The sequence below is a fragment of the Pseudomonadales bacterium genome (assembly GCA_024234165.1).
In the GTDB taxonomy this organism is placed as follows: Bacteria; Pseudomonadota; Gammaproteobacteria; order Pseudomonadales; family UBA5518; genus UBA5518.
The window spans coordinates 162,501-175,101 of record JACKOP010000004.1; the positions used below are offsets into that span (position 1 = coordinate 162,501).

9 protein-coding genes (1 of these 9 running past the window's edge) are annotated in these 12,601 nt (G+C 63.9%); 3 read left to right on the top strand and 6 right to left on the bottom strand.

Features of this window, described 5'->3' with window-relative positions; all coding sequences use genetic code 11:
* Positions 1-1,439: the 3' portion of a ketol-acid reductoisomerase gene (gene ilvC / locus H7A12_13570; protein ID MCP5321831.1), read on the top strand. The gene continues 37 nt to the left of window position 1, outside the view; only the last 1,439 of its 1,476 coding nucleotides appear in the window; its start codon lies off the left edge, out of view; it ends in the stop codon at positions 1,437-1,439.
* Positions 1,440-1,790: 351 nt separating this feature from the next.
* Here ilvC and ilvN read toward each other — a convergent pair whose 3' ends face one another.
* Both ilvN and H7A12_13580 read right to left on the bottom strand, forming a co-directional pair.
* Positions 1,791-2,282, bottom strand: a complete 492-nt coding sequence (gene ilvN / locus H7A12_13575; GenBank protein ID MCP5321832.1) for an acetolactate synthase small subunit — start codon at positions 2,280-2,282, stop codon at positions 1,791-1,793.
* 1 nt (position 2,283) lies between these two features.
* Positions 2,284-4,032 (bottom strand): acetolactate synthase 3 large subunit, encoded by a 1,749-nt coding sequence (locus tag H7A12_13580; protein MCP5321833.1) that lies wholly within the window; start codon positions 4,030-4,032, stop codon positions 2,284-2,286.
* A 410-nt stretch (positions 4,033-4,442) separates the two neighbouring features.
* On the opposite strand from H7A12_13580, the gene H7A12_13585 reads away from it, so the two are divergent.
* Positions 4,443-4,847 (top strand): DUF4124 domain-containing protein, encoded by a 405-nt coding sequence (locus H7A12_13585; GenBank protein ID MCP5321834.1) that lies wholly within the window; start codon positions 4,443-4,445, stop codon positions 4,845-4,847.
* Positions 4,848-4,983: 136 nt separating this feature from the next.
* Here the strand turns inward: H7A12_13585 and clpB are convergent, their stop codons facing one another.
* The 3 genes from clpB to rluD all read right to left on the bottom strand — a co-directional run bounded on the left by clpB (position 4,984) and on the right by rluD (position 9,362).
* The gene (gene clpB / locus H7A12_13590) at positions 4,984-7,557 is read right to left on the bottom strand and encodes an ATP-dependent chaperone ClpB (GenBank protein ID MCP5321835.1); all 2,574 of its coding nucleotides are present in this window, start codon (positions 7,555-7,557) and stop codon (positions 4,984-4,986) included.
* A gap of 91 nt (positions 7,558-7,648) precedes the next feature.
* Positions 7,649-8,404, bottom strand: coding sequence for a peptidoglycan editing factor PgeF (pgeF, locus tag H7A12_13595; protein MCP5321836.1), 756 nt, complete (start codon positions 8,402-8,404; stop codon positions 7,649-7,651).
* Complete coding sequence (gene rluD, locus H7A12_13600) at positions 8,397-9,362, bottom strand: 23S rRNA pseudouridine(1911/1915/1917) synthase RluD (protein ID MCP5321837.1); 966 nt, start codon at positions 9,360-9,362, stop codon at positions 8,397-8,399. The genes pgeF and rluD overlap by 8 nt, the downstream gene beginning before the upstream one ends.
* Before the next feature lie 416 nt (positions 9,363-9,778).
* Here rluD and H7A12_13605 point away from each other — a divergent pair, with 416 nt between their 5' ends.
* Complete coding sequence (locus H7A12_13605) at positions 9,779-10,660, top strand: outer membrane protein assembly factor BamD (GenBank protein MCP5321838.1); 882 nt, start codon at positions 9,779-9,781, stop codon at positions 10,658-10,660.
* Positions 10,661-10,844: 184 nt separating this feature from the next.
* Here H7A12_13605 and H7A12_13610 read toward each other — a convergent pair whose 3' ends face one another.
* Positions 10,845-12,479: an NAD+ synthase gene (locus tag H7A12_13610; GenBank protein MCP5321839.1), complete on the bottom strand. Its 1,635-nt coding sequence runs from the start codon at positions 12,477-12,479 to the stop codon at positions 10,845-10,847.
* Positions 12,480-12,601 lie beyond the last annotated feature (122 nt).

A 12,601-nucleotide genomic window follows, 5' to 3' on the forward strand; every position in this document is an offset into this window, starting at 1 on the left:
AACAACTCGCACAATTGGGCAAGTGCCGCTTCATGGAGCGCGAGGAATTTGCATATGGCACGCAGGCGTTGCAGGGCAAGAGAATCGTGATCATCGGCTGCGGCGCACAAGGCCTCAACCAGGGCCTGAACCTGCGCGACAGCGGTCTCGACGTGAGCTATGCACTGCGCGAGAGCGCGATCGCCGAAAGGCGCGCCTCGTGGAAGAATGCCACCGAAAACGGTTTTCGCGTCGGCACCTACGAAGAGCTGATTCCGTCAGCGGATCTGGTCAGCAACCTGACTCCCGACAAGCAGCACACCGCCGTGATCAAGGAAATCATGCCTCTGATGAAGCAGGGCGCGTGTCTGTCGTACTCGCACGGATTCAATATCGTCGAGGAAGGCACGCAGATCCGCCCCGACATCACGGTGATCATGATCGCGCCGAAGTGCCCTGGTACCGAGGTGCGCGAGGAGTACAAGCGCGGCTTCGGCGTGCCCACACTGATTGCAGTGCACCCGGAAAACGATCCACGCGGCGAAGGCCTCGAACTCGCCAAAGCCTACGCTGCCGGTACCGGCGGCCATCGCGCCGGCGTGCTCGAGTCTTCGTTCATCGCCGAGGTCAAGTCGGACCTGATGGGCGAGCAGACGATTCTCTGCGGCATGCTGCAGGCGGGTTCGATCCTGTGCTTCGATCGCATGGTGGAAAAGGGCATCCCGACAGACGAGGCGTGCAAGCTCGTGCAGTATGGATGGGAAACCGTCACCGAAGCGCTGAAGCACGGTGGCATCACGAACATGATGGATCGCCTCTCGAACCCGGCGAAGATCACGGCCTTCGAACTCGCCGAGGAACTGAAGACGATCCTGCGCCCACTGTTCTGCAAGCACATGGACGACATCATGAGCGGCGAGTTCTCGCACACCATGATGATCGACTGGGACAACGCCGATCGCCAACTGCTCGGCTGGCGCGAAGAAACCGCGCAGACGGCCTTCGAACGTGCAAGTGCGGATAGTGCCGTGACGATCAGCGAACAGCAGTACTTCGACCGCGGCATCCTGATGGTCGCGATGATCAAGGCCGGCGTGGAACTCGCATTCGAGACGATGGCTGCATCGGGAATCATCGAGGAGTCGGCGTACTACGAGTCGCTGCATGAGACGCCGCTGATCGCAAACCTGATCGCTCGCAAGAAGCTCTACGAGATGAACAAGGTGATCTCGGACACTGCGGAGTACGGCTGCTATCTGTTCGCACACGAGGCGGTGCCAATGCTCGCAGGCTTCATGCGCGAGACCGACACCGATGTGATCGGGCGTGGCCTCTCCGGGGACAACGGTGTGGACAACCAGGAACTGATCCGTGTCAACGCCGCGATCCGCAACCATCCGGTCGAGGTCGTCGGTCGCAAGTTGCGTGGCTACATGACCGCGATGAAGAAGATCGTGTAGATCCAATCGGACTGAAGTCCGACCTGCGGGTGCACACACTGCCCCGTAGGTCGGCGTGTTCATGCCGACGGGTACGCGCGCCGCAGATCTACCCCCCCCTCGTCGGGTTGAAACCCGACCTACGTACAGGTCGGCATGCATGCCGACGGGTACGCGCGCCGCAGATCTACCCCCCCTCTCGTCGGGTTGAAACCCGACCTACGTACACGTCGGCATGCATGCCGACAGGCACACGCGCCGCAGATCTACCCCCCCCGTCGGGTTCAAACCCGACCTACCCGTAGGTCGGCATTCATGCCGACAGGCACGCGCACGCTGCGGATCCGACTCCCGGTCGGGCCGAAACCCGACCTACAGTGACAGCACGCGATCGCCACGTGCGATTCCGGCCACCCCGCTGCGCACTACTTCCAGGATCATTGCGTCACCAACCGCACGGATGAACGCATCGAGCTTCTGTTGCGTTCCGGTCAGCAGCACCGTGTAGACCGCGCTACCAACATCGACGATCTGACCACGGAAAATATCGGTGCAGCGCTTGATCTCCTCGCGCTGGGCACCGGTGGCGCGCAGCTTGATCAGCATCAGTTCGCGCTCGATATGCGGCCCCTCGGTGAGATCGGTGAGCTTCACCACGTCGATCAGCTTGTTCAGCTGCTTCGTGACCTGCTCGATCACCCGATCGTCACCCTCCGTGGTCAGCGTGAGCCGCGACAGCGTGGGGTCTTCCGTAGGCGCCACGGTCAACGTCTCGATATTGAACCCGCGCTGCGAGAACAGCCCGATCACCCGCGACAGCGCGCCGACCTCGTTTTCCATCAACAATGAAATGATCCGGCGCATCTCAGGTTCTCTCCGTCTTGCTGAGCCACATGTCGCGCATCGATCCGGGCGCGATGTGCATCGGGTAAACGTGCTCGTGCGGATCGACGACGATGTCGAGAAACACCACACGATCCTTCATCGCGAAGGCCCGTTCCATTGCCGGGCGCAGGTCCTCCTTCGCCTCGATGCGCATGCCGACATGACCGTAGGCCTCCGCAAGCTTCACGAAATCCGGCAGCGAGTCCTTGTAGCTGCTGTGCGAGTGACGGCCCGCGTACTGCATGTCCTGCCACTGCTTGACCATGCCCAGATAGCCGTTGTTCATGTTGATGATCTTCACCGGCAACCCGTAGTGCGTGCAGGTCGACATCTCCTGGATGTTCATCTGGATACTGCCCTCGCCGGTCACACAGGCCACGTCGGCATCCGGATGCGCGATCTTGACGCCCATCGCGGCCGGGAGCCCGAAGCCCATCGTTCCGAGACCACCGGAGTTGATCCAGTGTCGCGGCTCGTCGAACAGGTAGTACTGTGCGGCAAACATCTGGTGCTGCCCCACGTCCGATGTCACGAAGGCCTTGCCGCCAGTCACGGCATGCAACGTGCGGATCACGTCTTGCGGCATGATCAGCGGACCGCTCGAGTCGTAGCGCGGCCGGCGGTAGATTCCCCACGCGTCGCGCCAGCGATCGATCTCGTTCCACCACGCATCGAGGGCTGCGCGATCGGGAAGCGTGGCGTCCTTGTCCTGCGCCTCTCCAATCTGGGCGAGTATCTCATCGAGCACCGCACCGACCGGCCCGGTGATCGGAATGTCGGCCGGCACCGTCTTCGAGATAGACGTCGGATCGATGTCGACGTGGATGATTTTCGCAGCCGGACAGAAACGCCCCGGCGTGTTCGTCACACGGTCGTCGAAACGCGCCCCGATCGCGATGATCACATCGGCATGATGCATCGCCATGTTGGCCTCGTAGGTGCCGTGCATGCCGAGCATCCCGAGGAAGCGACGATCGCTTCCCGGGTACGCACCAAGGCCCATCAGTGTGTTGGTCACCGGGTAATCGAGCAGATCCGCGAGCCGGCGCAACTGCGCCGATGCGTTGCCGAGGATCACGCCACCGCCGGCGTAGATCACCGGGCATCGCGCAGAGAGCAGCAACTGCACCGCCTTGCGAATCTGGCCAGAATGCCCTCGCGTGACGGGGTTGTACGAACGCAGCCGCACCCGCTCCGGGTAGACGTACTCGAACTTCTCTGCCGGGCTGGTCACGTCCTTCGGAATATCGATGACGACTGGACCGGGACGACCCGAGGTCGCGATATGGAAAGCCTTCTTGATCGTCTCCGGAATCCGGGCAGCATCACGAACCATGAAGCTGTGCTTCACGACCGGGCGCGACACGCCCAACATATCGGTTTCCTGGAACGCATCCTCACCGATCTTCTCGCGCGGAACCTGTCCCGAGATCACGACCATCGGGATCGAGTCCATGTATGCGGTCGCGATGCCGGTGATCGCATTCGTCGCACCTGGCCCCGAAGTCACCAACACCACCCCGGGACGGCCGGTGCTGCGCGCATAGCCGTCGGCGGCGTGCGCTGCAGCCTGTTCGTGGCGCACCAGCACGTGCGTGAGATTTCCGTCGTGCTTGAACAGCGCGTCGTAGATATGAAGAACGGCGCCCCCCGGATAGCCGAAGACGTACTCGACGCCTTCGTCCTCGAGCGCCTGGATGACCATTTCACCACCAGACAACATTTTCACGCGATACACCTCCGTGACCTGGACCAGTCTGGCGCGTTGCCACGCATGAAGCGCGAACGCGCACGCTCACGGCACGTCATGCGGTGCCGTCATCAGCCGGGAGTCCAAAATCGGAGCCCGGGACCGTCAGCATGCATCGATGCCTTGGACCCCGGAGCAGAGCGGTAGGTAATGCGCCTGTGCCTGGATGCCGGGGGCGGAAGCGCGCTGTTATCGCGTCTCCTGGCCAGGACGTTCACCGGTAAGTCAACGTCTGGCCCCGGGGGTTGAGGTCATTCTTTCCGCTTGCGCACCAACACGTCAACCACAATTTTGCTCCTGTGCCCGAACACGGCAGGCGTGCGTACCTGTCAGTTGCCGTATAGCGGCTATAATCCGTCCAGTTCCTGGCACTTCGCGGAAGATCGTCCATGCGTCGACAACACCGGATCCGGACCACCCTGCTGGCCGCGCTGATCACGTTCGCCTCGATGGTTGCTGACGCGGCCGAGCGCGTGTACAAGTGGACCGACTCCGAAGGAGTGGTGCATTTCGGTCAACAGCCCCCTACCGAAGCGGATGCGGAAGCCATCAAGGTCCAGAAGGGCTTCTCGACCGTAGACCCCGAAGCCACTGCAGAGCCTACCGACGAGGAGAAGAAAGCGGCAGCGAACGCCGAGACCTGCCGGGTCGCCACCGAAAATTTCAAGATGCTGTCCGGCGATGACGAGGTAAGGCGCGCGGACGACTATGGCGAAACGCACGTTCTCACACCGGAAGAAAAGGCCAGCGAGCGTGCGCGCGCAGAAGCCGCAATGAAGCGGTTCTGCCCGTAGGCCGGCATCCTGCCGACGGGCGTAGGTCGGCATTCATGCCGACAGGCCTGGCACCACACCAATCCCCGTCGGGTTGAAACCCGACCCACGTGCAGGTCGGCATTCGTGCCGACGGGGTGGGTACCGCATCAATTCCCTAACCCCCTGCGAACACCAACGCCTCGCCGTCCGCATCCACCACGATCGTATCGCCCGCCAAGAACTCGCCGGCAAGGATCTTCTGCGCCAGCGGGTTCTCTATGCGCTGCTGGATCGCACGCTTCAGCGGCCGGGCACCGAACACAGGGTCGAAGCCCGCACGCGCCAGCACATCGACGGCCGCAGCGCTGACTTCCAGCCCCAACTCGCGCTCGGCAAGGCGCCGGCGCAGCAGATCGAGCTGAATCCCCGCGATGCCGTGGATCTGTTCCGCCCCCAGCGGATGGAACACCACCGTGTCGTCGATGCGGTTGATGAACTCGGGCCGGAAATAACGCCCGACGAGCTCCATCACTGCCGCCTTCATGCGCGGGTAATCGTCCTCGGTCGCCATTTCCTGGATCACCTCCGATCCGAGGTTCGACGTCATCACGATCACGGTGTTGCGAAAATCCACCGTGCGCCCCTGGCCGTCGGTCAGACGTCCATCATCGAGCACCTGCAGCAACACGTTGAACACATCCGGGTGTGCCTTCTCGACCTCGTCGAGCAACAGCAACGAATACGGACGCCGGCGTACCGCTTCGGTCAGGTAGCCGCCTTCCTCGTAGCCGACGTAACCCGGCGGAGCTCCGATGAGGCGCGCCACCGAATGCTTCTCCATGAACTCGGACATGTCGATCCGCACCATCGCATCCTGGCTGTCGAACAGGAACTCGGCGAGCGCCTTGCACAGTTCGGTCTTGCCGACACCGGTCGGCCCCAGGAACAGGAAGGAACCGTTCGGGCGTGCGGCGTCCGCAAGTCCCGCGCGCGAGCGGCGCACCGCGTCGGACACCACCCGGATCGCCTCGTCCTGCCCGATCACGCGCCGGTGCAGCGCCCCCTCCATGTGCAGCAGCTTCTCGCGCTCGCCTTCGAGCATCTTCGATACCGGAATCCCGGTCCATTTCGAGACGACCTCCGCGATCTCCTCCTCGCCGACCTTGTTGCGCAGCAACTGCATCCTGCCGCCCGCTTCCAGATCGGCTGCTGCAGCCAGGCGCTTCTCCAGGGCCGGAATGATCCCGTACTGCAACTCCGACATGCGCGCCAGATCGCCTGCACGCCGCGCCGCCTCCATGTCCACGCGCGCCTGCTCGAGTTCGCTCTTGATCTGCTGCGAACCGTGAACCGTGGCCTTCTCGGCCTTCCAGATCTCCTCGAGCTGTGCGTAGTCGGCTTCGAGTTCGGCGATCTCGGCCTCGATCTTCTCGAGCCGTTGCCGCGCCGACTGATCCTCGTCCTTGCGCACCGCCTCGCGTTCGATCTTGAGCTGGATCAGCCGTCGATCGAGCCGATCGAGCTGCTCCGGCTTCGAGTCGATCTCCATGCGGATACGACTTGCGGCCTCGTCGACGAGGTCGATCGCCTTGTCCGGCAGTTGCCGGTCCGTGATGTAGCGTTGCGACAGCCTGGTCGCCGCGATGATCGCCGAATCGCTGATCGTGACCCCGTGGTGCACCTCATAACGCTCGCGCAGCCCGCGCAGGATCGCGATCGTATCTTCCTCGTTCGGTTCGTCGACCAGCACCTTCTGGAACCGGCGCTCGAGCGCCGCATCCTTTTCCACGTACTCACGGTACTCGTTCAGCGTGGTAGCCCCCACGCAGTGCAGCTCACCACGCGCAAGCGCAGGCTTCAGCATGTTGCCCGCATCCAGCGCTCCCTCGGCCTTGCCGGCACCGACCATCGTGTGCAGTTCGTCGATGAACAGGATCACACGCCCTTCCTCGCGGGAGATCTCCTTCAGCACCGCCTTCAGGCGCTCTTCGAAATCGCCGCGATACTTGGCACCGGCCAGCAACGCACCCAGATCGAGCGCGAGCAGACGCCGGTTCTTCAGTCCTTCCGGCACCTCGCCGTTCACGATGCGCTGCGCGAGGCCCTCGGCGATCGCGGTCTTGCCCACTCCGGGCTCGCCGATCAGCACCGGATTGTTCTTGGTGCGCCGCTGCAGCACCTGGATGGTGCGACGGATCTCGTCGTCGCGTCCGATCACCGGATCGAGCTTGCCTTGCGCGGCACGCTCGGTCATGTCGATGGTGTATTTCTCGAGTGCCTGGCGCGTACCCTCGGCCTCCGGGTCGTCGACCGACTCGCCACCGCGTACCAGGTCGATCGACTGCTCGAGCGTCTTGCGTTCCAGCCCCGACTGCTTCAGTGCCTCGCCGACCCCGCTGCGATCCTCGAGTGCGGCCAGCAGCACCAGTTCGCTGGAAATGAACCGGTCCTTGCGCTGCTGTGCCAGCTTGTCGCCGAGGTTCAGCAGTCGCGTCAGTTCATTCGAGACGTGTACATCGCCACCCGTGCCTTCGACGCAGGGCAGGCGTTCGAGCAACTCGCCGATGCGCTTGCGCAGTCCCCTGATATCCACGCCGCACTGCAGCAGCAACGGGCGCACGGTCCCGCCCTGCTGCTCGAGCAGCACCTCGATCAGGTGCGCCGGCATGATGAAGTTGTGATCGCGCCCGAGCGCGAGCGACTGCGCATCCGCCAGGGCGGCCTGCAACTGGTTGGTCAGTCGATCCATTCGCATGAAATGTCACCTGTGGCTTGCGAGCCGGACGGCCCCCGTTGCACATCTATCTGGGGGCAGGACCACACAATTCAAGCGCAGGGCTTCAGCGTGCGATCCAGATCAGGCTCGCCATGCGGCCGCAAACGCCGTCACGGCGATAGGAAAAGAACGACTCCGGCTCACTGTACGTGCACCAGCCACCACCGTGAACCTGTGGCACGCCAAGCCGTACAAACTCTGCACGCGCCAGCGCGTACAGGTCGGCGTTATAACGCAGGGCACCGTCGTGCAACGGCACGAAGGCAGCACGCACGACCATATCGTCGCAGCGCGCAAGGAACGCCGCGCGCACCTCGGCACCGACCTCGAAGGCCAGCGGGCCGATCGCCGGTCCCAGCCACGCCAGCAATTCGTCGCAAGGCGCTGAAAAGCGCCGTACTGCAGCCTCGAGGACGCCTGCCGCAAGCCCGCGCCAACCGCAGTGCACCGCCGCCACTTCGGTGCCTGCACGATCGGTCAGCAATACCGGCAGGCAGTCAGCCGTGAGAACGGTACAGACCACGCGCGGCGTCGCCGTCCAGGACGCATCGGCAGTCTGCAGGGTTCCATCGTTGCGCGCCTCGACCACCGTACAACCATGCACCTGGTCGAGCCACTGCGGCGCGCAGGGCAGCGCCAGCGCCGCAGCAAGCAGTGTGCGGTTGCGCGCCACCGCCTGCGGGTCATCACCCACGTGCGCGCCCAGATTGAACGAAGTCCACGGCCCCGTGCTCCAGCCACCGCGACGTGTGCTGACGCCGGCGTGTACGCCCGCAGGTGCAGGCCAGTCGGCGGCGATGAATCCGGGGGGGTCAGCCATCACCGTGCTCGCGCAGATCGGCGTCCAGCGCCTCGATCAGGGTGCGCAGATCGGCCGGCAACGGTGCCTCGAAGCGCATCGCCTCACCGCTCACCGGGTGCACGAAGTCCAGTCGGAACGCGTGCAGAGCCTGGCGTCGCAAACCCTGCAGACAATCGATCAGCGCCGACGAAGCACCGCGCGGCAGTCGTGCCCGGCCACCATAGACGGGGTCGCCGACAATCGGGAAACCGGCTGCCGCCATGTGCACACGGATCTGGTGGGTACGACCGGTTTCGAGCAGCACTGCGAGCAACGTGTGGGCACGGTAGCGCGCCAGCACGCGGTAATGCGTCACGGCACGCCGACCGCCGGAGTTCAGCACCGCCATGCGCTGACGATCGCGCGGATGGCGACCTATGGGCCGGTCGATGGTCGCACCGCTGACAAGCACCCCATTGACTATCGCGCGGTACTCGCGCCGGACCTCCCGCGCCTGGATCGCCGCGCTGAGTGCAGTCTGCGCAGCCAGCGTCTTCGCCACCACCAGCACCCCGCTGGTATCGCGATCGAGCCGATGCACGATGCCCGCGCGCGGCAGATCGGCGAGCGACGGGCAATGCACCAGCAACCCGTTCAGCAGGGTGTCGTCGGCGTGCCCGGCTGCGGGATGCACGACCAGCCCGACCGGCTTGTCGAGCACCAGGATCGACTCGTCCTCGTAGAGGATCGCCAACGCCATCGGCGTGGCGCTCCAGGTCGATTCGCTGCTCGTTTCGGCGTCCAGCCCCAGCGTGTCACCGGCGAGCACCGCGCTGCGTACGGACCTGGTCTCGCCGTTGACACGCAACCGACCCTCGCGGATCCACTGCTGCAGGCGTGTGCGCGAAAATTCCGGCAACAGCGTGGCTGCCGCCTGGTCGAGACGCACACCTGCTGCACTCGCAGGCACGATAGCAGTGCGTGAGATGTGTTCCATGGTCACCCGGACAACGATGCCGGCCCCTGCCGGCCAGGCGCGAGTCTAACAACCTGCACCGATGCTGTCCGCCCATACCCCATTGCTGCCTTGCGCTGCCCTTCCGTCGGCATGAATGCCGACCTACGTGGGTCGGGCTTCAGCCCGACAGTGCGTGGCGGCAATTCCGTCGGCATGAATGCCAACCCACGTGGGTCGGGCTCCAGCCCGACAGTGCATGGCCGCAATTCCGTCGGCATGAATGCCAACCCACGTGGGTCGGGCTTCAGCCCGACAGTGCATGGCGGCAATTCCGTCGGCATGAATGCCGACCTGCGTAGGTCGGGCTTCAGCCCGACTGCGCTGCTTTGGCCGTCTGGCGGTCGGTGTGCTTAAATGGGCGCCCGCAACACCCCCTCCCGCGAGTCGAATACCCGATGCGATTGATTCAGTCCCTGCTCATCGTGATGCTGCTTGCCGCCGTGGCAGGATGCTCCTGGTTCAAGAGTGATGACGAAGTGCCCCCGGACCAGGGCGAACGCCAGCTCTACGAGGCCGCGCGCAAGAACCTCGACGCCAACAATTACGACCTTGCAATCAAGAACCTGCAGCTTCTCGAAGCGCGCTATCCCTTCGGCCCCTACGCCGAACAGGCACAGCTCGAACTGATCTACGCGCACTTCCGCAACTACGACCACGAAGAAGCCGTGGCAGCGGCAGACCGCTTCGTCCGCCTGCATCCGCAGCACCCGAACGTCGACTATGCGTACTACATGAAAGGCCTGTCGTCGTTCACCGAAGGCCAGGGCTTGCTCGAGCGCTTCCTGCCCACCGACATGACGCAGCGCGACCCCGGACCGGCACGGCAGTCCTTCGCGGATTTCTCGCAACTGCTGTCGCGTTTCCCGAATTCCGAGTACGCGGCGGATGCGCGCGTGCGCATGGTGCATCTGCGCAATCTGCTGGCCCGCTACGAAATCAACGTCGCGAACTACTACTTCAAACGCAAGGCTTACGTCGCCGCACTCAACCGTGGGCGCTACGTGGTGGAGAACTTCCAGGAAACGCCGGCGGTCCCGGACGGGCTCGCCGTGATGGCCCAGGCGTACCTGCTGCTGGAGATGCCGGAAGAGGCGGAGACGGCGATTGCCGCACTGCGCACGAACTACCCGCAGCATCCCTCGCTGGACAAGTCGGGCAATTTCATTGTCCAGCTTTATCCGGATCAGGCCGAGCGTTCGTGGTCGAACCGGCTGAGTTTCGGGCTGATCGATCGCGCCACGCCCCCGCGTTTCGACAACCGCGATCTGTTCCCGTAGGTCGGCATTCATGCCGACACGTGATGGCTGCACCCGTCGGATTGAAATCCGACCTACACGTGGGTCGGCATTCATGCCGACGGGAATGTCGGGTTGAAACCCGACCCACATCGCGCAACGTTCAATGCCGTAGGTCGGCATTCATGCCGACGGGAATGTCGGGTTGAAACCCGACCTACGCGGATCAATCGCCGGGCTGCCAGCCTGACGTGATCGGATAACGCCGGTCACGGCCGAAGGCCTTGCACGTGATGCGCGCCCCGATCGGCGCCTGACGGCGCTTGTACTCGTTCATGTCGACCATGCGCACCACGCGGTACACGGTATCGGGGTCGAAGCCTTCGTCGATGATCGCGTTCGCGCTCATCTCGCGCTCCACATAACGTTCCAGAATCCGATCGAGCAGTGCATACGACGGCAGCGAATCCTCGTCCTTCTGGCCAGGCGCCAGCTCGGCCGACGGTGGACGGTCGATGACGCGCTGCGGAATGGCTGCCGAAATGCTGTTTCGATGGCGCGCCAGCTCGAACACCAGCGTCTTCGATACATCCTTCAGCACGTCGAAGCCGCCTGCCATGTCGCCGTACAGCGTGGAATAGCCCACCGCCAGTTCGCTCTTGTTGCCGGTCGTCAGCACGAGGCTGCCCTTCGTGTTCGAGATCGCCATCAGCAGCACGCCGCGACAGCGCGCCTGGATGTTCTGCGCAGTCACGTCGGTCGCACTGCCAGTGGTTTCCCCGTCCAGCACAGCCATGCACGCATCGACCATCGCCGCGATCGGCAGCACACGAAAGCGCACACCCAGCGTTGCGGCCTGGGCAGTCGCATCCTCGATGCTCATCCCGGAGGTGTAGTGGAACGGCATCATCACGGCCTCCACGCGCTCGGGGCCGAGTGCATCGACTGCGATCGCGAGCACGAGCGCCGAATCGATGCCGCCCGACAAGCCCAGCACCACGCCCTTGAAGCGGTTCCCGTCCACGTAGTCGCGCACGGCGGTCACCAGTGCGGCATAAACAGCCGCGTGGCGTTCGAGCAGAGGCTCCACACGGCCGGGCGCAAACTCCGCACGCCCGGCGGCATCACGCAGCACACGTACCGGAGACAGTCCCGCCTCGAAGCTCGGTGCCAGCACCGCCAGCGTGCCGTCCGCTCCGATCGCCATCGACGCACCGGCGAACACCAGCTCGTCGTGTCCACCGACCTGGTTCACGCAGATCACGCCCAAACCAGCGGCCGCGGCCCGGCGCTCGACGATCGCACGATGCCCAAGGTACTTCTCGAACTGAAACGGTGCCGCACTGATGTTCAGCACCAGTTCTGCGCCCGCCTGCCGCGCCAGTTCCATGGGCCTGTCGAACAACGCGTCCTCGCCGACCGACAGCACGACGCGAAAGCCCTCGATCGCCACCACGCACGGCGTTTCACCTGCGCTGAAATAACGCCTCTCATCGAAGATCGGATCGTGCGAGAGCTCGATCTTCGCGTACTCGGCAACGATCTTGCCCCCATGCAGCAGGCCAGCGACGTTGCGCAGACCGTTCGCACCATCGCGCGGATAGCCAAGCATCACCCACAGTTGCGGTGGCAGCTCACGGCACAAGCGATCCAGCGCCCGTTCGATGCGCAATGCCATGCCGGGGCGAAGCAGCAAATCTTCGGGCGGGCAGCCCGTGAGCACCAGCTCGGGAAAAAGCAGCAGCTGCACGGCGTGAGCCTGCAACGCAAGACGACTCTGCTCGATCACCGCCGTGACGTTGCCGTCGATATCGCCGACCTGCGCGTTCATCTGCACCATCACCACGTCGAGTCGATCCATGGCGAGCACACTCCTGCTTCAAGGACGCAAATTGTCCTGCAATCCGACCATGGCCGGCAAAGCCATCCGGCGCTGCGTCGATTCGATGCCGTTGCGATGGCGTCGAAGCGTCCCGGAACACA